Here is a 22083-nt window from a genome sequence, read left to right as displayed (position 1 = left end):
TTGATGCGGTTCGAAGCTCTGCGCAAGGCTTTGACAGGCTCAGCCCGAACGGCTGGTTCAAGTTCAAAGGTGCCGACTCAATAGGATTAAAAAAGCTGGCCGGTATCCATGGAGCCCACCGGATCGCGCTGGCGGCGAGCTGCCGCACCGGCGGCAGCAGGCCGGGGCGGGGCGTCGGGCCCGACCGTGGCCACTGCCGCCCGCTCTTGCCCCCGACGCGCCAGCCCGCTGGCCCGCACGCCCAGCAGCCGAAGGCGCTTGTCCAGCGGCACACGCTTGAGGCATTGGCCCGCCAGTTGCCGGATGGAGGCCGCGTCTGCGATGTGGGCCTCGCTCGTCTGGTCCCGCGTGGCAATCTTGAAGTCCTCATAACGCAGCTTGATGCCGATGGTGCGCGCGGCGTAGCCCTTGCGCTGCAGGTCCTGCGCCAGGCGCACGCACAGGTCGGTGAAGATGCGCGAGAGTTCGGCGCGGTCCCGCACGGCGTGCAAATCGCGGTCAAAGGTGGTTTCGCGGCTCATGCTCACGGGCTCGCTCTCGGTCACCACAGGGCTGTCGTCCTGGCCCCAGGCCACCCGGTGCATCCAGGCGCCGGTGGACTTGCCAAACCGTGCCATCAACCACTGCGGATCCTGGGCGGCCAGCTCGCCAATGGTGTGGATGCCCAGCCCTGCCAGTTTTTCGCCCGCCTTGGGCCCGATGCCGTTGATCTTGCGCACATGCAAGGGCCAGATCAGCGCCTGAAGATCCTCCTCGTACACCACGGAAATGCCGTTGGGCTTGTTGAACTCGCTGGCCATTTTGGCCAGCAAGCGGTTGGGCGCAACGCCAATCGAGCAGGTCAGGCCCGTCTTGTCAAAAATGCTTTTCTGGATGAGCCGCGCCAGCACGCGCCCGCCTTCGCGCTGACCGCCGGGCACCTCGGTGAAGTCGATATAGACCTCGTCCACCCCGCGGTCCTGCATGACCGGGGCGATCTCCACAATCGCGGCTTTGAAGGCACGCGAATACCTGCGCACCTCGTCAAAGTCCACTGGCAGCACAATGGCCTGCGGGCACAGCCTGGCAGCCTTCATCATGCCCATGGCCGAGCCCACGCCAAACTGCCGTGCCGGGTAGGTGGCGGTGGTGATCACGCCGCGGCCCACGTAGTCCTTCAGAAGAGGGAAATCCGAGACCGGAATGAACCGGGGGTCGCGCGGCCCCGAACCATCCGGGCTTTGCAGCAGCCGGTCATCCACGTTGCGGCGTCCGCCGCCAATCACCACCGGCAGGCCCTTGAGCTGCGGGTAGCGCAGCAGCTCCACCGACGCAAAGAATGCGTCCATGTCCAGATGTGCAATGCGCCGCCGCACGGCAGGCACGCACGCGTCATCGCAGGGCAAATCTGGCGCTGGAGGTATCACGCCATCCATTTTGCGCGCAACGGGGGCCGCTCCTTGCACTGCCTGCCCCACGGCCCCGCCTTGCGCCCTATCGCCGGGCGCGCGCGGCGCTGCGAATGCCCTGCAAGGTGCCTGTGGGCGTGATGGCCTCAGGGTCTATCAGGCAATGCAGCACGCTGGGCAAGCCGCTGGCGCGTGCGCGGGCCAGTGCGGGGGCAAAGTCCTCCGTGCGCTCCACGCGTTCGCCATGGCCACCAAAGGCCAGGGCATAAGCCTTGAAGTCGGGGTTCTTCAATCCGGTGGCGCTGATGCGACCCGGGTACTGGCGCTCCTGGTGCATGCGAACGGTGCCGTACATGCCGTTATCCAGGATCAGCACCGTGATGGGCAGGCCATATTGCACGGCGGTCGCAAACTCCTGCCCGTGCATCAGAAAATCCCCGTCGCCCGCGAACACCACGACCTCGCGCTGCGGCCACAGGCGCTTGGCACCCACGCCCGCAGGCACGCCATAACCCATGGACCCGCTGGTCGGCGCCAGCTGGCTGGCATAGGTGGTGAACGGCCAGAAACGATGGACCCAGGTGGCAAAGTTACCTGCGCCGTTGCACACGATGGTGTCGGCCGGCAGCACAGACTTCAGGTGCTGCATGACCGGGCCCATCTGCAGCGCGCCGGGTATCTGGATCGGGTTGGTGTCGCTCCACAGGATGTATTCCGACCGAGCCATCTCGGCATGGGCGCGCCAGGCCACGGAGCCCTTGGGCCGTATGGAGGCCAGCGCCGCCGTAAAGCCCTGCGGCGTGGCGTGGATGGCCTGCGCCGGTCGGTACAGCCGGCCCAGCTCGTTGGCATCGGGATGCACATGCACCAGGGGTTGCACCGGGTTGGGAATGGCAAAGAGTTCGTAGCCCTGCGACGGAATTTCCGACAGGCGCGCGCCCACCGCCAGCACCAGGTCAGACTCGCGGATGCGCGCCAGTAGGCGGGGGTTCGCGCCCAGGCCCAGGTCGCCGGCATAACAGGCATGGCTGGCCGGGAACAGCATCTGCCGACGGAACGAACAGTACACCGGCAACGACCAGGCTCGCGCAAACGCCGCGAACTCCTGCACGGCCTGTTCAGACCACCGGCTGCCACCCACAATGGCCACGGGCTGGTGCGCAGCCTTCAGCCGACGGGCCAGCTCGGCCATCTGCGCGGCGCCGGGGTGCGTTTCAGTCACCTGGTAGGGCAGCGCATCTGCCACGGTGGCGGTTTTCGTCAGCATGTCTTCGGGCAGCGCCACCACCACGGGGCCCGGGCGGCCGGATGTGGCCATGTGGAAGGCTTGCGAAATCAGTTCGGGCAGGCGCGCAGGGTCGTCCACCTGCACCACCGACTTGGCCATGGTGCCAAACACGGCGCGGTAATCGAGCTCCTGGAAGGCCTCGCGCCCTGTCGTTCCACGTGCCACCTGCCCCACCAACAAAATCATGGGCGTGGAATCCTGGTGGGCAATATGGATGCCAGCCGAGGCATTGGCAGCGCCCGGCCCGCGCGACACAAAACAGATGCCCGGCCGACCGGTGAGCTTGCCCTGCGCCTCGGCCATCATGGCAGCGCCGCCCTCCTGGCGGCACACGGTGACGGCAATGCTGGCGTCGCACAGGGCATCGAGCACGGCCAGGTAGCTTTCGCCGGGCACGCAAAACAAGTGCTCGACGCCGTGGTTGATGAGCTGCTGGACCAGGATCTGGCCGCCGGTGCGCGGCAAGGGACTGCGGGGAGACGAAGGCTGGGTCATGTCAGGCGTCCACATCAAAAATGAAAAAAAGAGACCACGGGCAAGGCAGAGTATCGGCCCTCGCACGCATTGGTGCAGTGCGCTAGCGCAAGCTGCGCGGGCTCCACCCCGCAACACGGATCGCATCGCCAGTTGCGCGATCAGATCACGTTCTTTTCGAGCAGCGGCGCATTGCGTTCAATGCGTTGGATGGACAGTGGCGACAAATCCAGGGTTTGATAGCGTCCGCTGAGCATCAGTTCTGTCAGCCCGCGCCCAATGGCAGGGCACTGCTGCAGCCCGTGGCCCGAGAACCCGTTGGCAAACACCAGGTTGTCGCACCCGGCATGCAGGCCCACCAGCGCGTTATGGTCAAACGTGTTCATTTCGTAGTAGCCCGCCCAGGCCCCCTGCACGCGCAGCGCCTCCAACGCCGGAATGCGCTCGGCCAGCACAGGCCAGAGGTGCTCTTCAAAGGCGGTGTATTCCGGCTCGAGCGGGGCAAAGTCGGCATCGCTCTCCGGGCTGGGCGCAAAGCCGCAGATGAAACCCTGCCCCTCGGGCCGCAGCCAGATGCCGCTGGTATCGATGAGCAGCGGGCACCCCGGGAGCTTGGCGGGGCTGGTCAGGTTGAAGACGGTGCGGCGCTTACCCACCACGGGCAGCTCGATGCCAGCCCATCCGGCAATCGCGGCAGCCCAGGGGCCACCCGCGTTCACGGCATAGCGGCAGGGCAGCGCCCCGCCCCGATTCAGGCGTACTGCGCTGACATGGCGGACGCCATCGCTGCCCGCCAACGCAAGCCCCACGGCCTCGTCGGCCAGGTAGCGCGTGCCCTGGCTTTGCGCCTTTTTGCGCAGGGCTGTCAGCAGCAGGTAGCCGTCAAACCAGCCTTCGCCCGACAAGCCCAGCGAGCCCAGGGCCACATCCCGCAGCGCCAGCCACGCAAAGCGCTCGGCCAGTTGATCCGGGCTGAGCAGCGCCACATCGGCTCCGTGCTGCCGTTGCAGCGCATGGTTCTCGCGCAGGGTGGCCGCGCCGGCCTGCGTGGCCAGGTACAGATAGCCGCCTTCATGCAGGCCGATGTCGGGCACGTCACCACCGCAGGCCAGCAGTGTGCCCACGCTGCGCAAAAAGCCAATCCCGTAGGCCGAGATCTGGATGTTGATCTCCGTGGAGAACTGCTGACGGATCGAGCTGGCCGACAGCGCCGACGACGCGCGGGCGTAGGTCGGGTCACGCTCGACCACGACCACATCACAGCCGGGTTGCTGCCGCGTCAGGAAGTACGCAATGGCGCTGCCGATGGCGCCGCCGCCAATGATCACGATGGGCTCAGACATAGCAGTCATGAAGGGGATGGAAGTCAACCGTGGGATGCCCTGCCCGAATGGTAGCTACCGGCCGACCATGGCCCGCGCGGCTGCCTGATCGCGCCCTGCTGACGCTGCCCGGCACCGGCCGATGCTCCACCCCGCGGTTGCGCCGGGGATGCAGGGCGGTACCCTGGTGCTTACGCCGCCTGAGGGTAGGTGCCGGGCACCAGGATGGATGCATCCACCGTGTTGATGTTGGTATGGCCGCAAAACGCCATGGTGATATCCAGCTCTTTGTGAATGATCTGCAGCGCGCGGGTCACTCCGGCCTCGCCGTAGGCGCCCAGCCCGTACAGGAAGCTGCGACCAATCAGCGTGCCCTGCGCGCCCAGCGCACGGGCCTTGAGCACATCCTGCCCGCTGCGGATGCCGCCATCCATCCAGACCTCGATGCCGCCCCCCATCTGCTGCACGGTCTGCTTGATGCCGGGCAGGGCTGCAATGGACGAGGGCGCGCCATCGAGCTGGCGTCCACCATGGTTGCTGACGATCAGCGCATCAGCACCACTGTTGACCGCAAGGCGTGCGTCCTCAGCGTCCATGATGCCCTTCAAGATGAGCTTGCCGCCCCAGCGCTTTTTGATCCATTCGACATCGCCCCAATTGAGCTGCGGGTCAAACTGCTCGGCCGTCCACGACGACAGCGAGGACAGGTCGCCCACGCCTTTGGCATGGCCCACGATGTTGCCGAAGCTGCGCCGGGGCGTACCCAGCATCCCCAGGCACCAGCGTGGCTTGGTGGCCAGGTTGATCAGGTTGGCAAGGGTGGGCCTGGGCGGAGCCGACAGGCCGTTTTTGATGTCTTTGTGACGCTGACCCAGAATCTGCAAATCCAGTGTGAGCTGCAGCGCCGAGCAGTTGGCGGCCTTGGCACGGTCGATCAGGCGCTCGATGAAGTCGCGGTCGCGCATCACGTACACCTGGAACCAAAACGGGTGGTTGCCGGTGTGCTGTGCCACGTCTTCAATGGAGCAGATGCTCATGGTCGAGAGCGTGAAGGGAATGCCAAACGCCTTGGCCGCTTTGGCACCCAGGATTTCACCGTCGGCGTGCTGCATGCCCGTCAGGCCGGTGGGAGCAATCGCCACGGGCATGGCCACATCGTGGCCCACCATGGTCGTGCGCGTGCTGCGGCCTTCCATGTTGACGGCCACGCGCTGGCGCAGTTTGATGGCCTGAAAGTCGCTCTCGTTGGAGCGGTAGGTGCCCTCGGTGTACGAGCCCGAGTCGGCATAGTCATAGAACATGCGGGGCACGCGCCGCTTGGCCACCAGGCGCAGGTCTTCGATGCAGGTTATTTTGGACAGGTCGGGCACGCGGGGCTCCATCAACAAAGGCCAGGGAACCTCTGCATCACTTACTGCGGTCTGCGCTGGCACGGGCTCGGGCAAGCGTTTCCTCGCGAGGGTGATTCAGAGCCTCCCCAGGGGCGGGCGCTTCAGGCCAAGTCACAGGCACAACCGGATGAGGGTGGTCGCAACTGGCAAAGCGCCCGGGTGATCATGGACCGCATGGTAAGCGCTGGGCTGCACAAGAGCCATCAAATTTATTTGTGCAGCAGGGTGCAACAAATTTCCAAGACGGTTACCACCACGTCTGCGACGGCTCACACCGACTTTTTGGGCACACCAGCGGCAACACCAGCGCCGCGCACCTCGATACGGATCTCATCGAGCACCCGTCCCTGGCCATCGGTCAACTGCACCACATGCCGCCCGGGCCACGGCAGCCAGGCCACCCGAGCGCCCTTGCCCAGGGGTTGCCCCCCCAAGCGCCAGCGCAGGTCGGCACCCGCCGCGGCGGGCCCGGCCACGAACTGCAGGCGCTGGCTGGCAGGCGGGATGTCCGGGTCCAGCGCAATCACCGTGCCTGCCACGGGCGCTGTGATGCGAGCCGCAGACGTGTCAGGCACTGCCCGCGCAGCCACGGCCGCATTTTTGGATGTTTTTTTGCCGCTTGCGCTTGCCGCGTCTTCGATTGCAGCTATTGAATCTATAGCGAAAAGCGCCTGCTGCGTGCCGGCAACAAACCACTCCTCACGGGCCGCCTCCATCGCCTGGGAGCCACTCGCATCACTGCCAAAGCGCACCGGCGCCCGCATCAGCCCGACCGGTGGTCGCGGAGCGCGGCTGAGTTCGCGCGCGTGCAGGAAGCCCATCACTGCCGCCCAGATCGGCGCTGCTCCGCTGGTGCCGCTCACATCATGCATAGGCGCGCCGCTGGCATTGCCTACCCACACCCCCACGGTGTAGCGCGATGACCAGCCCACCGCCCAGTTGTCACGCATGTCCTTGCTGGTGCCTGTCTTGACCGCCGACCAAAAGCGCGTGGCCAGCACGCTGTCGGTGCCGAACGTGCGGGCCCGGGCATTGCCATCCGACAGGATGTCGCCCACGATGTACGCCGCCCCCGCATCCAGTGCCTGGGCCGAGCGCGGCTGCGCGCCAGCCGCCCTGCCAGCTCGCGCCGGGGTGTCCGCCGCAGCCAGCACGCGCACCGCGCCTGCGCGCCCCCCGTTGGCCAGCGTTCGATACGCGTTGGTCAGGTGCAGCAGCGGCACCTCGGGGCTGCCCAGGGCCAGACTGTAGCCAAAGTAGTCGCCTGTCTCGCGAAGCGGCATCCCCACGGCAGCCAACTGCCGGTGGAACGCATCGGGCGTGACCATGACCAGCGTGCGCACGGCAGGCACATTCAAAGACGCGGCCAGTGCCGTGCGCACCGACACCCAGCCCTTGAATTGCCGGTCGTAGTTTTGCGGGATGTACAGGCCGCTGGCCGTGCTGATCTGCGCGGGCGAATCTTCGATCAGCGACGCTGCCGTGAGGCGTCGCTCAGCGATGGCCTGCGCATACAAAAAAGGTTTGAGCGTGGAACCCGGCTGGCGCACCGCCAGCACGCCATCAACCTCGCTGGCCTGGCTGAGCTGGCCCGACGACCCCACCCAGGCCAACACGTCGCCGCTGGCGTTATCGAGCACCAGCACCGCCCCGTCTTCCACATTGCGGCCGCGCAGCTCGCGCAGGTGTTGCTGCAGGCTGGCCACCGCAAAGCGCTGCAAGGGCGCGCGCAGCGTGCTGTGCACGCGCTCGGGTACGGCAGAGACGTCCTGGCCAAAGCGCTGGCGCAGCAGGTGGCGCGCAAGGTGGGGGGCCACGCCCTCGCTGGCATCAAAGGCACGGCGCTGCAGGGCCGCCGCCGCAAACACATCTAGCGCATCGCAGTCCACCCGCACGGCACGCTGGCCGGGGTGCTGCATGTCGCGCAGGACACCGCAGGCGCGCTGGGCCACCAGGGCCGGACGCGCGTTGGGCGCCCGCACCAAGGCGGCCGCCACCGCAGCCTCGCGATCGTCCAGGCCGTGCGCGGCCTTGCCAAACAAGGTGCGCGAGAGCGCATCAATGCCCACCAGTTCGCCACGAAACGGCACCAGGTTGAGGTACGCCTCCAGGATCTGGTCCTTGCGCCAACGCCGGTCCAGCACCTGGGCCGCCACCGTTTGCCCCAGCTTTTGCGGCACGGTGCGCCCGCCGGGGCCCTGGCGCCAGTCGCCATCGAGCAGGCCCGCCAGCTGCATGCTGATGGTGCTGGCCCCGCGCGTGCGCTGGTTCCACAGATTGCCCCACGCCGCCGCCGTGGCCGCCCGCCAGTCCACGCCGCTGTGTTCGTAAAACCGTTTGTCCTCGCTCAGAACCAGCGCCTGGCGCAGCGCGGGTGAGACATCGGCCAACGGCACCCACCGGCCGCGCCGCACGGTGGCATCGGTGCGCAGGCGCTGCAGCACCTCGCCCTCGCGCGAGAGGATCAGGGTGTCGGAGGGGCGGAAGTCGGCACGCACCTCGTCGAAAGCAGGCAGCGCCCCAGCGGACATGGCGCAACAGGCGAGCGCCAGCGCAGCCACCCACTTCGAGGGGGCGGCGTTCCACGAGCGCAGGGCCTGATGCATCCGTGTGCCCTCGGTCAAATCGCTCATCGGCTTCGGCGCGATGCGAACCGTTGATCGGCAGCGCGATAGCGACGCAGCCGCACTACCTTGCCACCTCCACCTTCACCCGTGCGTTCGGGTATTCGCCAAACATCTCGGGCGCGTACATGGCTTCCACGCGGCTCGGTGGCAGCGCAAAGTCACCTGCGTTGTTCAGGCGCACGGTGTACTCCATCTTGACGGTGCCCTTGGGCAGGTACTCGTAGTAGCTGCGGAACGATTCAAAGCTGCGCTCCTCGAACGCGGGCCAGCCCGCACCGCTGCGCCGTTCGCCCTGCGTGGCGATTTCCGAATCACGTCCCAGGCCGCTGCCCAGGATGGTGGCACCGCCCGGAATCGGGTCGGTGATGGCCACCCAGGTCATGTCGGCGCTGGCGGTGACTTCCAGCGACACGCGCAGCACATCGCCGCGCGTGTACTGGCCGGCGGGCAGCGCCTTGTTGGCCTGCTCGACCGGGGTGATGATCTTCTTTATCGCATAGCCTGCCGCAAACGGTGCCTTGAGATCCACGGCGGCCACCGACTGCAGCGTGAGCCAGGGCTTGCCGGTGCCCTGGTGCGTGACGGACAGCGACTCCCTGCCGCCCGCCTTGCCCGCACCGGAGCTCCAGGGCAGGAACATGGTGTTGTTCCTGAAATTGCCGGGCGATGCCGGTGCGCCAAACCACGAGGTCTGGTGCGCGGCGCCCACCGGGTCGCCAGACTTGATGCGCTCGACCTTGCTCCAGTCCACGGTGGCGGTGTTCGCTGACATCGCGGCCCGGGTGGTGCCCGACACCGGCGTGGCCTCGAACTTGGCGCTGAATTTTTCCAGCGCCAGCCCGCCCCACAGGTTGGCCGTGGTGGTGTGCCACGCACCGGCCTGCTGGCGGGCGATGAACCCGCTGGCCAGGCGGCCCATGTCGTCCTTCCAGGCGGGGTCGTCCATCACCGCCAGCATCAGGCGCGCGGTGTTCACATCGCCGCTTTGCATCAGCCACCACCAGTAGTCGTCCTGCTCGGTGCTGAAGATGAGCCGCGTCCCCTGGTAGGACAGCCGGGCGCGAAGGATTTGCATGGCCTCGGCCAGGCGCTTGTCCCGATCGGGCACATCGGCCACGCGCTTCAAGACATTGAGCCAGTCGATCACCGTATGTGTGGGCCACTGGTTGGGCGCGATGGTGATGCTGCTGGCCATGCGGCCCTGGGCCTTGCCGTACCGCGACAGGGCTTCGAGGGCTGCCACCTTGCGCATGTCCAGGTCCTTGCGCGGGCTCCAGAAATTGCGCTCGATGCGGCCTTCCACGAAGGCGATCAGGCCGCGCTCCATGGGCGCACGGGCGGCGTCGGGCAGGGCAAACGCGGGGTTGAGGGCTGCAGCCTCGTGCGTGGCGGCCAGCACATAGGCCGTCAGCGTGTCGCTGCCCCGGCTGGCATCTCCATCGCGCGGCGGGAAGTAATGGGCCAACCCGTCGCTGTCGAGGTAGGTAGGCAACTGGGCCACCACGGTCTGCCACAGCGCGGCATCGCGCAGGCCCACGGCCTTGCTGGTCTTTTGCTCCAGGCAGGCAAAGGGATAGCGCGCCCACCAGTCGCGCACGCCGGGCAGGCCCTCGGCCAGTTTGGGCTGCAGCGACAGTTTGAGGCCACCGCGGCCCGGTATCGCGTCGGCGGGCGGGTTCACATCCAGGGTGTAGCTGCCGTCCACCTGCACCAGCGTGGCCTGCTGTACCGTGAGCGGCACGGCCGGGATCAGCCGCTGGCTGGCCTTGAGGGCATCGCGCGCACCGCTGACCGTGTCCTTGGCCTCGATCTCCCACAGGATGGCCTGGGCGCGGGTCTGCGCCAGCTGGGGCGGCGCGGTCACGTTCCACGCCACTTCGCGCGATTCGCCCGCGGGGATCTCCACCGTCTGCGGCTTGAGATCCAGCAGCGTCGCACGCGGGGCCACCTCGACCTTCATCGCCGCCCTGGTGGTGTTGCGCAGCGTGATCTGCGCGCGGAACTGATCGTCCTCGCGCACCAGCGGCGGCAGGCCGCTGATGATCTGCAAATCTTGCGTGGCGCGGATGCTGGCGCTGCCCGTGCCAAACAGCCCGGTGGATGCATCGGCCACCGCCACGATCTTGAAGGTGGTGAGCGCATCGTTGAGCGGCACCGTCACCCTGGCCTGGCCATTGGCATCGAGCTTGAGCGCAGGCTCCCACAGCAGCAGGGTGTCGAGCAGTTCGCGCGTCTGCGCCCTGCCCCCGCCGCCGCCTGCTGGCACGGCCTTTTTACCGTAGTGCCGACGGCCAATGATCTCCATCTGCGCGGTCGATGTCTCCACACCCCAGCTGCGCCGCTGCAGCATGGCGTCCAGCAGGTTCCAGCTGGTGTTGGGCATCAGCTCCAGCAGGGCCTGATCGACAGCGGCCACAGCCACCTCAGCGTTGGCTGCAGGCTTGCCGCCGGGGAGCGTGGCAGTGATGGTGACCTGCGCCTTGCCGCGCACCGCATAGCTTTCCTTGTCGGTGACCACTTTCACGTCGATCTGGTGGGCCTGGGTGCCCACGCGGATTTCTGCCACCCCCAGGCGGAACGCGGGCTTGGACAAATCGACCAGCGCGGTAGGGGCCTTGTACTCCCTGCCCTCGTACCAAAACGAGGTCCACCACTCGCGCGGAGCCTTGAAGCCCCAGGTGAAGAAGCTGTACCACGGGACCTCGCGCAGGCGGCCGCGCAGCGCCAGCACGCTCACATACACGTTGGGGCCCCAGTCGGGTTGCACCTTCAGGCTCACCGTGGGGTCCTGCCCGTTGAGCTGCACCACCTGCGTGTCGATGATGCCTTCGCGCTCCACCGCCACGAGGGCGGTGGCATAGCGAAACGGCATGCGCACCTGGAACTTGGCGGTCTCGCCGGCCTGGTAGCTCTTCTTTTCGGGCAGCAGGTCGATGCGGTCATGGTCTTCGCCGCCAAACCACAACTCGCCCTGGCGCGTGACCCACACCGACGAGGCCGCCACGCTGGTGTTGCCGTCCTTGTCGGTGGCGGTAACCACCAGCTCCACTTCGCCCGGCTGGTCGAGCTTGGCGTCGCACAGCAGCAGGCCGCGTGCGTCGCTCTTGCCGCTGCACACCGTGCCCAGGTCTTTCGTTTCCGTCTGGTTGTCGTAGCTGTAAAAGCCCCCCACCATGCGCTTGCGGGTGGTGGTGGTGGTGCGGGCCACGGCCTGCACCTGCAAGGAGGTGTCTGCCGCGGGTTTGCCGCTGTGCTGCAGCGCCAGTGCCTGGAAACGGATCTTCTGCCGCGCCGAGACCCAGCCTTCGGTCTTGATACCCGCCACCACGGCGGCAGGCCACAGCGTCTGCGTGCTGCGCAGGGTCTGCACTTCGCCATTGGGGTCGGCGTAGGTGGCTTCGAGCAGCAGCTCCTGCGGCTGGCGGATGGGCGGCACGTTGTCGATGGTGACCTTGCCCGCGCCTTCCTTGTTGAGCGTGAGTGGCAGCTTGTCGGCAATCACCCGTCCATCCTGGCTGGCGGTGGGTTCCTCGTCATCACTGCGGTTGCTCGCCTGGTCGCGGTTGCGGGGCGGGTTGAAGCTGAAGGCTTCGTAGTCGTCGTACTGCAAATACTTGCCCCGCACCAGCGCCGACACACGCACCGGCAGGTGGGCGGCACCGCCGCCCGACACGTAGTTGATCTGCACATCGGTGGGCACCGACCGCACGCGCACCAGCGGCTTTTTGTCGGTCGGCGCAATCCGCCCTTCCAGCACCGGCAGACGGAACTCCTCCACCCGGAACTGGCCCGACGAAAAGCTTGTGTTCACCAAGCCCTTGCCCGCCAGTTCCACCTGGTACACCCCGAGCTTGGCAGCCGGGGGAATGGCAAAGCTGCTTTGGGCGCTGAGCCCGCCGGTGGGCGTGCCACGCCATGCCAGCGGCTGTGTGAATTGCTGACCGCTGCCCAGATGGGTGATGACCAGCGCGTCCGGGCGCGACCCCGGCAGGGCAAAACCCTGGCGCGTCTCGGCGCGCAGCAGGTGTTTCATCGACACCGTTTCGCCAGCGCGAAACAGGGTGCGGTCGAAGATGGTGTGGGCGCGCTCGTCGGGCGCGGCGGCACGGCTGGCAGGCACATTGAAGCGCCAGGGCTCGATGCCGCGCTGCCAGTCGCTCCAGGTGAAGGCCATGTCTTCCACACCATCCGCACCCTGGTGCCGGGCACTCACAAAGTAGGCCTGGCCGCCATCGTCGTCGCGCTGGCTGGTACAGCCGGGGGGCTCGGCCGACAGGCCCTCCAAACGGGCCACGCCCTGGGCATCGGTCACCGCCTGGGCCAGCTCCTTGCCGCGGCAGTCCGACACCCGCACGGCTGCGCCTTGCACGGGCAGGCCCTTGTCCAGCGTGGTCACCCAGGCCAGCGCGTTCTCGCGGCCCAGCTTGAAGTGCACACCCAGGTTGGTGACCAGCGCCGAGGTGCGCACGACCATCGTCCGGGCCTCGCCATGCCGGTCATCCAGCAGCGACTGACCCAGCCGCTGCGATGCGATCTCCACCACATGGAAGCCGGGGGGCAGAGGAATGCCCACCACCTCAAAGGGGCGCAGGTCGCCACTGGCGGGCTTGGGCAGATCCAGTGTGCGCACGCCCGGCTTGCCCGCCAGCAGCGACAGCATGCGCGACTGGACATAGTCGCGGTCGTTGTCGAGCACCTTGGGCAATGGGCCGGTGACATCGCGCCGCGCCAGTCGGCGGTCCACCAGATAGTTGTCATAGCGCTGCACCTTTCGGAACCAGGCCATGATTTCGGCATCGCTGCGGGGCCGAAGGGTACTGACCTTGCCCTGCGGCGCGTCGGCAGCCGCCTGGGGCGCATTCGCCTGCAAGCCCTGCACGCGCAGCGCGGCCTCGACGTTGCGCAGTGTCACGGGCAGCAAGGCCGGCGGTTTGTCGGACGCTGGCCCCTCCGCAAAGCGCTCGACGATGCCAAAGGGCGCGGCGGCAAACTTGGCCAGGGGCGGCATGCCCCCCGTGGCCACTTTGAGCGGAAAGCTGTCGGCATTGCGCAGCGTGCGGCCCGATGCGTCCTTGAAGTCGCGCGGCAGCTCCAGCATGAAGGACGTGTTTTCGTCCAGGGGCGCGGCAAACTGCACGCTGCTGACCAGCGTGTCGGCCTGCGACTCGGCCGCGCCTGCATCGATCACGGGCTTGAGCGACTCCTTGGAGGACTTCAGCCGGATGGCGGCAGCCAGCTTGCGCGGAACTGGCGCATTGAAGCTCAACTGCATCGGTCGAATGGGCAGGCACGCCGCCTGGGCGTTTTCACGCTCGCAGCTAAAATCGGCGGCAAACGGCTCGCGCACGGTGAAATCAAAGCGCTTTTCCACGGCGTTGGCAACGCCGCTGGGGGTGGCCACCCCCTTGCCAAAGACGAGCTGCATGCGCGAGCCCGAGGACAGGCGACGGTTGCACGCCAGCGTGGCAAACTGCAAAGGAGCCTGCGCAGCACGCCGGTCAATGCCTTGGGACTTGAGGATGTCCGTGCGCTGCTCGCCCTCAATCAGCCGCACCGGAACGCGCTCTCCAAGGCCTTGCGCCACGCACCACACCTGGGTGCGAAGACTCTCGAGCGTGGCGGGGCCATTGAGCTCCAGCACAAAGAACTGCTCTTCATCGATGCGCTCGTAGGTCCCGGGGCGAATGTTCTGCACAAACGGCCCACCGCTATTGAATTGATAGCTTTTAACGCCTGCCAGCTCAGCGCCAGAGGGTGATTTGAACCCAGATTTGACCGTTGCGGTACAGCGCACGCCGGGCGGCAGGTCGTTGTCGAAGTCGAACACCCACTCGCGTTCGCTGGTCCAGCGGCCCGTGCCACGGCTGGCACTGGCGTCACTGCAGCTCAGGGTGAGCGGGGCAGGCGCCTTCGGGTCGCCAAAGTTCACGGCGGCGCTATCGAACCTGGTCACCACCTGCCGCACCCGCGCCACCTCGCCCTGCGGCGAAAAACCCGTGATCTGCAGCGCATGCGCGCCCACTGCCAGCAGACCCAGACCGCTGGCCACGATCCATTTTTTGATGTTCACAGCTTCCCTCCCCGGAATCGGCAAGCGTATCAAAACGCCTTGCTACCGCCACAGACGTTGCACGCGCTTACGTGTGCGTGCCTGCGGTGCGCTGCGCGTTCCTGAGCTTGTCGGGCAACGGGCGCGCGATGGGTTCGAAGCGGCACCGCCGTGCCCCGCTGCGGGCTGGACAAGCCACTGCGGCGGAAACCAGCCCGCATGTTTCAGCAGGGACGCGCCTGATCGGGCTGTGATGCGGTGCGCTGGCAAGGCGCGAGGACGCTGCAGGCCAGGGCCTGCTGGAAGGTTGCGACGGACACCGGTCCCGGTTCAGGCCAGGCGTGCGCGGTGCCGTGCCAGCTGCAAGCGCACCTGGGCAGGGGCAGTACCGCCCAGGGTGTTGCGGGCATTGAGCGAGCCGCGCAGGCTCAGGCACTGGTACACGTCGTTTTCGATGGCGGGGTGAAAGCCCTGCAGCACGGCCAGCGGCAGTTCCGACAGGTCACACGCGTGGGTGGTGGCAGCCTTCACGGCATGGGCCACGGTCTCGTGCGCATCGCGGAAAGGCAGGCCCTTTTTGACCAGGTAGTCGGCCAGGTCGGTGGCCGTGGCATAGCCCTTGAGCGCGGCCTGCTCCATGGCCTGCGCGTTGACGGTGATGCCGCCTTCCTTCTTGCCGGTGGCCGGGTTGGTCTGGCCACCCACCATCTCGGCAAAGATGCGCAGGGTGTCCTTGAGCGTATCCACCGTATCGAACAGCGGCTCCTTGTCTTCCTGGTTGTCTTTGTTGTAGGCCAGGGGCTGGCCCTTCATGAGCGTGATCAGGCCCATCAGGTGGCCGACCACGCGGCCGGTCTTGCCGCGGGCCAGTTCGGGCACGTCGGGGTTCTTCTTCTGGGGCATGATCGATGAACCCGTGGTGAATCGGTCTGCAATCCTGATGAAGCCGAAGTTCTGGCTCATCCAGATGATGAGTTCTTCAGACAGGCGGCTCACATGCACCATGCACAGGCTGGCGGCCGCGGTGAATTCGATGGCAAAGTCGCGGTCGCTCACGGCGTCCAGGCTGTTGTGGCACACGCCGTCCATGCCCAGGGTTTTGGCCACGCGCTCGCGGTCCAGCGGGTAGGTGGTGCCAGCCAGGGCCGCGCTGCCCAGGGGCAGCACGTTGACGCGGCGGCGCACGTCGGCCATGCGCTCGGCGTCGCGGGCAAACATTTCCACATAGGCCAGCATGTGGTGGGCAAAGCTCACCGGCTGGGCCACTTGCAGGTGCGTGAAGCCCGGCAGAATCACATCGACGTTTTGCTCGGCCACCTCCACCAGCGATCGCTGCAGTTCCGCGAGCAGGTCAGCGATCAGATCGATCTCGCCGCGCAGCCACAGACGCACATCGGTCGCCACCTGGTCGTTGCGGCTGCGACCCGTGTGCAGGCGCTTGCCGGCGTCGCCCACCAGTTGCGTCAGGCGGGCCTCGATGTTCAGGTGCACGTCTTCCAGATCCAGCTTCCACTCCAACTGTCCAGCCTCGATTTCCGACGTGATCTGCGCCATGCCGCGCTGGATGCTGGCATGGTCCTGGGCACTGATGATGCCCTGCGCGGCCAGCATGTCGGCATGGGCCAGGCTGCCTGCAATGTCGGCCTGCCACAGGCGCTTGTCGAAGAACACGCTGGAGGTGTAACGCTTGACCAGATCACTCATGGGCTCGGAGAACAGCGCCGACCAGGCTTGGGCTTTGGTGTCGAGCTGGTTGTGGGACGGTGCAGGCGCGTTGCCGGTGGCTTGGGCTTTGTGCATAAGGGGGGCAATAATCCGGAAAGTCAGACACCCGGTCTGACCGGATGCCGCAATGCATAACAGCCGCCTATTATCGACCCAGCCCCTGCCGTTGGACCCGCATCCCCCCGGTCGCCCATACCGCGGTGGCGGTGTGCCCCGTGGGCGGGCCCTGGTGTTCGATGCCTGCCATGTGGGCGTGGTGCTGCGCGCGGTGCTGTTTGTGGAGGCCGTTGTGGGCGTCGGCGCGCTGTATGTCAGCGCCTCGCTGCTGGACTGGGTTGCCACGCTGGCCCTGCTGACGGGCGGTACGCTGCCCGCCACGCTGCTGTGGCTGATCATCGCCTGCAGCCTCAAAACCTGGCTTCAGCGCCTAGGTACGGTGCAGCAGTACGCTGCTGGCGTGGTGCTGGGGGCCCTGGCCGGGGCATGTGCCTGTGGCATGCTGGGCCTGGTGCACTACACCACCTCGGCGCACTGGGTGGCCAGCACGGCCACCGGCGCCCTGCTGGCGGCCCTGCTGGTGGCGGCGCTGGTGCTGCGCGCCCGCGGACGCACGCCCGCAGCCACCACGGCGCGGTTGACGGAGTTGCAGTCGCGCATACGCCCGCACTTCCTGTTCAACACCCTCAACAGTGCGATCGCGCTGGTGCGCGAGGAGCCCGCCAAAGCCGAATCCTTGCTGGAAGACCTGTCGGAGCTGTTTCGCCATGCGCTGGTCGAGCAGGGTGAGTCGGTCACACTGGCCCAAGAGATCACGCTGGCGCGCCGTTACCTGGCCATCGAAGAGGTGCGCTTTGGCGAGCGCCTGCAGGTGCAATGGAGCCTGGATGCGCGCACCGACAACGCACGCCTGCCCCCGCTGCTGCTGCAGCCTTTGGTGGAAAACGCGGTCAAGCACGGTGTGGAGCCCAGCGACCGCGGCGGGCGGCTGCGTGTGCTGACCGAGCTGCGCGGCAGCCGTGTGGTGATTCGCATTACCAACACACTGCACGGCAGCGATGGCAAGCCGGGCCAGGGCGACGACGCAAGCCCGCGGGGCCACGGCATCGCGCTGGCCAACGTGCGTGCGCGGCTGGCGCTGCTGCACGATGTGCAAAGCGACTTCAGTGCAGGCGTGCGCGACGGCCTGTATGAAGTACGCATTACGCTGCCGGCATCCGCCAGCAAGCCAGCCCGGCGGGAGCCCCAGGGCCACGCGGCCAGCCGCCGAAACCACGGCGCTCCGCGGCCCGTCAGCAGCCCCCGCCGTGGTATCGCGCCCACCAGCCCCGCATCCACACCCGACCCAGATCAACCATGAACATCCTGATCGTTGACGACGAGGCCCTGGCCCGAAGCCGACTGCGCACCCTGCTGGGCGACTGCCGGGATACCTTGCCGGTACCGCAGCAGCGCCTGACCGTGGCCGAGGCCTCGAACGCGGCCGAGGCTCTGGCGCTGCTGGGCCCGACCGGTGGCAGGGGCTTTGATCTCATCCTGCTGGACATCCACATGCCCGGGCAGGATGGCCTTGCGATGTCCCATGCGGTGCGTGCCTTGCCCCAGCCGCCTGCCATCGTTTTCGTCACCGCCCACGCCGAACACGCCGTCAGCGCCTTTGAGCTGGACGCCGTGGACTACCTTACCAAGCCGGTACGCCGCGAGCGCCTGCTGCAGGCCATTGCCAAAGTGCAGCGCACAACGCGCGCACCAGCACCGCCATCAGCCACATCCCTGCCCGAGAGTGAAACGCTGCTCATCCAGGACCGCGGCCGCACCGAACGACTGCCGGTGGCCGAGGTGCTGTACTTCAAGGCCGAACAAAAGTACGTGACGGTGCGCACCGCCACCCGCAGCTACATCATGGACGGCGCACTGAGCGACCTGGAAACACGCTTTGCGCCGCGCTTTTTACGCATCCATCGCAACGCCCTGGTAGCGCGCCGCGCCGTGCGCGCACTGGAAAGACACTACGACGCCGAAGAGGGTGAAGGCTGGGCCGTGCGGCTGCAGGGCTCCACCGAGCTGCTGACGGTATCGCGCCGGCAGGTGGCGGCGGTGCGCGAAGAACTGGCCCGCTGACCCGGCACGTCCGGCTCCGCAGCCTGCCGCATCAGGCTTTGCGGGTTGCGGGGTGCCAAGCGACCCGTCAGTGCGCGTGCGCTACGCCGCTCACCATGGTGACCACGGCCATGCCCGCGATCAGCCACGCAATCTGGGCCACCGTTTCGCGCGCCGTGAGCCGCTTCTGGAGCTGGGGAATCAGATCGGCCAGCGCCACGTAGATGAAGCTGCTGGAGGCCACCACCAGAAAATAGGGCAGGAAATCCTGCAGCTGCCCCACCAGGTAAAAGCCCGTCAGACCACCAAGCGCGGTCACCGCCCCGGCCAGCGACACCTTGATCAGCGCCATGCGGCGGTTGGGGCTGCTCTGACGCAAGACCACCAGATCGCCCATGTGGTGCGGCACCTCATGCGCCAGCACCGATACGGCAGCGATCACGCCCAGACGCATGTCAGCCAGAAAAGCCGAGGCGATCAAGATGCCGTCGCCAAAGCAGTGCACGCTGTCGCCCGTCAGCACCGACCAGCCTCCGCCGCGCGGGGCGTGGGCGTGGTCATGATGCTGAGGGTGCCCACCGTGGCCCGCATGGTCGTGCCCGTGCGCATGCAGCGCACCCGCAGGCTTGGCGACCGCGTGGCTGTGCTCGTGCCCGTGGTGCCAAAGCTCCGCCTTGTCGAGCAGAAAGAAAAACACCACGCCCACCAGCAGGGTCGCAAACAGGTCATGCGCCCCGGCCGCGCTCTCGAACGCCTCCGGCAGCAGGTGCATGAAGGCGGTGGCCAGCAGCGCGCCCGCTGCCAGGCTCAGCAGATGCTGCGGGCCCACAGCGCTGTCGTCGCGCCGCCCCATCCCCAGGCGCATGAGCAGGGCCGCCAGCCACACGCTGCCGATGCCCGCAGCCAGCGTGGCAAGAATAATTGCTATCAAATTCATAGCTGTAATGGCTTATGCATCGCGCGGCGGATGCCTTTTTTGTTGATATTTTTGATCGGCAAACCCGAGCACATCACCTTGTGGGTGGCCACCCAACTCCCACCGCAGCGCGCTTGGCCAGGGGCCGGGCGGTCAGCCCGCGCCCCTAGGAGCCTGTCGGACTTGGAAATCGTCGGCTGCAAATCGACCGCAGCGGTCCATTTTTAACCGCCTTTTGGCCCCATAGCTCGGCTATGGGGCTGCAAATTCGGCAAAAACTGTCCTCGCTGGGGCCGATTTTCGCTTTCGACGCTCCAAGTCCGACAGGCTCCTAGGCCGCATCAGGCCACGCCGTGGGTCTTGAACCAGGCCACGGCCCGCTTCCAGCCATCTTCCGCGGCCTCCTTGCGAAAGCTGGCGCGGTAGTCGGCGTGGAAGGCATGGGGCGCGTCGGGGTACACCACAAACTCCGAAACTTTGGCCTGCGGCGAACCGCTGGCTAAGGCAGTTTTCATCTTATCAACCGTGTCAAGGGGGATGCCCGTATCTTTTTCGCCGTACAGGCCGAGCACCGGTGCCTTGAGGATGAGCGGAATGTCCACCGGGTGCTTGGGCGTGAGGCCGCCGGGCTGGCCGACCAGGCGGCCGTACCACGCCACGGCCGCCCTGACCGGGCCGTGTGCTGCATAAAGCCAGGTCATGCGGCCGCCCCAACAGAACCCCGTCACACCCACCCGCGCCGCATCGCCACCATGGGCGACCGCCCACTGCACCGTGGCGTCCAGATCGCCGATCACCTGGGCGTCAGGCACCTTGGAGACGATCTCGGCCATGAGCTTGGCGGCTTCGGTGTACTGGCCGGGGTCACCCTGGCGGGCAAACAGCTGCGGCGCGATGGCCAGATAGCCCGCCTTGGCGAAACGGCGGCAGGTATCGGCAATGTATTCATGCACGCCGAAAATTTCATGGATCACCAGCACCACCGGCAGGCCCGTCTTGCCTGCAGGCGCTGCGCGGTACGCAGGCACCTTGAAACCATTGACCATGAAACTCACCTCCCCGGCCACCAGGCCGTCCGCTGGCGTGGCAATGGCGGTTTGCGCCATCACCGGCGCTGCGGCAGCCGCGTAGCCCAGGCCCAGCGCAGCCTGCAGCGCCGTGCGTCGGCTGGGGCCCGCCTCGGTGGTGGTGCCGGGCAGAAGCGCGCGGACGTCGGAATGAAGATCGTGGTCGAGCATGGCGGTTCTCCAAGTGAGTGATGGCTTGCAGACAGGGGACAAGAGATGTCAGACGAGGGCACAGCGCCGGGTGGGCACGCGCCGGGCGCAGACGCGCTGCATTGCACCGCGGCGCGCCACACCGTATTCTCGCGCAGCAAGAAAGCCAGGGAAGCTCTTACATAACCCTCGCGAGGATGCGCTGGTGCGGATCGGGATAGGCCGCAAGGCACTTTTTGCAGCCAATAGCATGGCTATTGGCAAGAAAAGCAACGCCGTGGACTGCCCGAGCCCGGGCCCGCGCAGACCGCAGGGAGTTATGCAGAGGTTCCCCAGGGGGCATGGAGCCAGCCCGTAGCACACCGCCCCGAGCGGGCGCGGCCCCGTGGCCAGCGTTGCAAAACATGCCTGGCCTTGGCCTGGCGACCATTGCCCCTGCACCGACGCCAGGGGTTCACCCTCTGGCAAACTGCCTGCCACGTGGCTCTGGCGTTCTGCGGTTTTTGGCGGGCAGCCACCGCGCCCCACCCTGCCGCGCCCGGGCACATATACAAAGGTTTGTTGCATGCGTATCTTTCTCACCGGCTCGGCCGGATTCATTGGCCAGGCCGTCACCCAGGTGCTGGAGCAGGCCGGACATACCGTGATTGCCGGCGTATCGCCCCGCCACGCTGCCAGTGGCAACCGCGTACCCGTGGACTTTGCGCGCGACACCACGCCGGGCGTCTGGCTGCCCCGACTGCAAGGCGTGGACGCGGTGGTCAACACCGTGGGCGTGCTGCGCGACACCCGCGCTCGCCCAATCGACGCCGTGCACCAGCACACGCCGATTGCGCTGTTTGACGCCTGCGTGCAGGCCGGCGTGCGCCGCGTGGTGCAGGTGTCGGCCCTGGGCATCGTGGGCAGCAGCACCCGCTATGCCCGCACCAAGCTGGCAGCCGACGAGCACCTGCTGGGCCTGCGCCAGCAGGGCGCCCACATCAGCCCGGCCGTGCTGCGGCCCAGCGTGGTGTTTGGCAAGGGCGGCGACAGCAGCGCCCTGTTCATGAACCTGGCGCGCCTGCCGGTGGCCCTGTTCCCGGGGCCCATGCTCACCGCCCGCGTGCAGCCCGTGTCGGTGCACGATGTGGCGGCGGCCATTGCCGCACTGCTGGGCCCGCACCTGGCCACGGAAGGCGTCATCGACTGCACGGGGCCCGAGGCCCTGTCCATGGGCGCTTTCATTGCCAGCCTGCGCCAGCAGATGGGCAGCAAGCCGGCCACGGTGATGCGCCTGCCCGACCCGCTGACCCAACTCACCGCCCGCATGGGCGACATGGTGCCGAGCGTGCCCTGGTGCACCGAGACACTGACCATGCTGGGCAGCGACAACGTGGGTAACCCGGCGGCGTTCGAGCAGTTACTGGGGCGCCAGGGCGTGCATTACAGCCAGCTCGTGGCTACCGCCTGGCGCTAGGAGCCTGTCGGACTTGGAAATCGTCGGCTGCAAATCGACCGCAGCGGTCCATTTTTAACCGCCTTTTTGCCCCATAGCTCGGCTATGGGGCTGCAAATTCGGCAAAAACTGTCCTCGCTGGGGCCGATTTTCG

General features: G+C 67.0%; 12 protein-coding genes. 3 read left to right on the top strand and 9 right to left on the bottom strand.

Going from position 1 to position 22083, the window contains the following annotated elements:
* Positions 1-86 precede the first annotated feature (86 nt).
* The 7 genes from ACK543_RS14210 to argH form a co-directional block, all read right to left on the bottom strand.
* A complete protein-coding gene (locus ACK543_RS14210; RefSeq protein ID WP_409943492.1) occupies positions 87-1328 on the bottom strand; it encodes a Y-family DNA polymerase in 1242 nt (413 codons plus the stop codon).
* A 145-nt stretch (positions 1329-1473) separates the two neighbouring features.
* Positions 1474-3171 carry a thiamine pyrophosphate-binding protein gene (locus ACK543_RS14205; protein ID WP_409943491.1) on the bottom strand — a complete coding sequence of 566 codons (1698 nt, stop codon included), beginning with the start codon at positions 3169-3171 and terminating at the stop codon, positions 1474-1476.
* Between the two features lie 140 nt (positions 3172-3311).
* Positions 3312-4502 (bottom strand): NAD(P)/FAD-dependent oxidoreductase, encoded by a 1191-nt coding sequence (locus tag ACK543_RS14200; RefSeq protein WP_409943490.1) that lies wholly within the window; start codon positions 4500-4502, stop codon positions 3312-3314.
* Between the two features lie 161 nt (positions 4503-4663).
* Positions 4664-5842: an L-lactate dehydrogenase gene (locus ACK543_RS14195; RefSeq protein ID WP_409943489.1), complete on the bottom strand. Its 1179-nt coding sequence runs from the start codon at positions 5840-5842 to the stop codon at positions 4664-4666.
* Between the two features lie 290 nt (positions 5843-6132).
* On the bottom strand, positions 6133-8469 hold the full coding sequence (pbpC, locus tag ACK543_RS14190; RefSeq protein WP_409943499.1) for a penicillin-binding protein 1C: 2337 nt from the start codon (positions 8467-8469) through the stop codon (positions 6133-6135).
* 82 nt (positions 8470-8551) lie between these two features.
* The gene (locus tag ACK543_RS14185; RefSeq protein WP_409943488.1) at positions 8552-14560 is read right to left on the bottom strand and encodes an alpha-2-macroglobulin family protein; all 6009 of its coding nucleotides are present in this window, start codon (positions 14558-14560) and stop codon (positions 8552-8554) included.
* 309 nt (positions 14561-14869) lie between these two features.
* Positions 14870-16339, bottom strand: coding sequence for an argininosuccinate lyase (argH, locus tag ACK543_RS14180; RefSeq protein WP_409943487.1), 1470 nt, complete (start codon positions 16337-16339; stop codon positions 14870-14872).
* A gap of 52 nt (positions 16340-16391) precedes the next feature.
* On the opposite strand from argH, the gene ACK543_RS14175 reads away from it, so the two are divergent.
* Positions 16392-17621, top strand: coding sequence for a sensor histidine kinase (locus tag ACK543_RS14175; RefSeq protein ID WP_409943486.1), 1230 nt, complete (start codon positions 16392-16394; stop codon positions 17619-17621).
* Entirely contained in the window at positions 17618-18382 is a 765-nt protein-coding gene (locus ACK543_RS14170; protein WP_409943485.1) for a LytR/AlgR family response regulator transcription factor, read from the top strand. The genes ACK543_RS14175 and ACK543_RS14170 overlap by 4 nt, the downstream gene beginning before the upstream one ends.
* A gap of 67 nt (positions 18383-18449) precedes the next feature.
* On the opposite strand, the gene ACK543_RS14165 is transcribed toward ACK543_RS14170, so the two are convergent.
* A complete protein-coding gene (locus tag ACK543_RS14165) occupies positions 18450-19298 on the bottom strand; it encodes a ZIP family metal transporter (protein ID WP_409943484.1) in 849 nt (282 codons plus the stop codon).
* A 320-nt stretch (positions 19299-19618) separates the two neighbouring features.
* Positions 19619-20515 (bottom strand): dienelactone hydrolase family protein, encoded by an 897-nt coding sequence (locus ACK543_RS14160; RefSeq protein WP_409943483.1) that lies wholly within the window; start codon positions 20513-20515, stop codon positions 19619-19621.
* Positions 20516-21059: 544 nt separating this feature from the next.
* Here ACK543_RS14160 and ACK543_RS14155 point away from each other — a divergent pair.
* Positions 21060-21950: an NAD-dependent epimerase/dehydratase family protein gene (locus ACK543_RS14155; RefSeq protein WP_409943482.1), complete on the top strand. Its 891-nt coding sequence runs from the start codon at positions 21060-21062 to the stop codon at positions 21948-21950.
* Positions 21951-22083: the final 133 nt, after the last annotated feature.

Source organism: Acidovorax sp., from assembly GCF_046341535.1.
In the GTDB taxonomy this organism is placed as follows: domain Bacteria; phylum Pseudomonadota; class Gammaproteobacteria; order Burkholderiales; family Burkholderiaceae_C; genus Acidovorax.
The sequence above is the reverse complement of the archived record's forward strand: the minus strand, read 5'-3'. Positions and strand labels throughout refer to the sequence as shown.

Excerpts from the sequence above, each read along its gene's own strand:
- ACK543_RS14210 (WP_409943492.1), bottom strand. The coding sequence starts at position 1,328 with ATGGACGCATTCTTTGCGTCGGTGGAGCTGCTGCGCTACCCGCAGCTC.
- ACK543_RS14205 (WP_409943491.1), bottom strand. The coding sequence starts at position 3,171 with ATGACCCAGCCTTCGTCTCCCCGCAGTCCCTTGCCGCGCACCGGCGGC.
- ACK543_RS14200 (WP_409943490.1), bottom strand. The coding sequence starts at position 4,502 with ATGACTGCTATGTCTGAGCCCATCGTGATCATTGGCGGCGGCGCCATC.
- pbpC (WP_409943499.1), bottom strand. The coding sequence starts at position 8,469 with ATGCATCAGGCCCTGCGCTCGTGGAACGCCGCCCCCTCGAAGTGGGTG.
- argH (WP_409943487.1), bottom strand. The coding sequence starts at position 16,339 with ATGCACAAAGCCCAAGCCACCGGCAACGCGCCTGCACCGTCCCACAAC.
- ACK543_RS14175 (WP_409943486.1), top strand. The coding sequence starts at position 16,392 with ATGCATAACAGCCGCCTATTATCGACCCAGCCCCTGCCGTTGGACCCG.
- ACK543_RS14170 (WP_409943485.1), top strand. The coding sequence starts at position 17,618 with ATGAACATCCTGATCGTTGACGACGAGGCCCTGGCCCGAAGCCGACTG.
- ACK543_RS14165 (WP_409943484.1), bottom strand. The coding sequence starts at position 19,298 with ATGAATTTGATAGCAATTATTCTTGCCACGCTGGCTGCGGGCATCGGC.
- ACK543_RS14160 (WP_409943483.1), bottom strand. The coding sequence starts at position 20,515 with ATGCTCGACCACGATCTTCATTCCGACGTCCGCGCGCTTCTGCCCGGC.
- ACK543_RS14155 (WP_409943482.1), top strand. The coding sequence starts at position 21,060 with ATGCGTATCTTTCTCACCGGCTCGGCCGGATTCATTGGCCAGGCCGTC.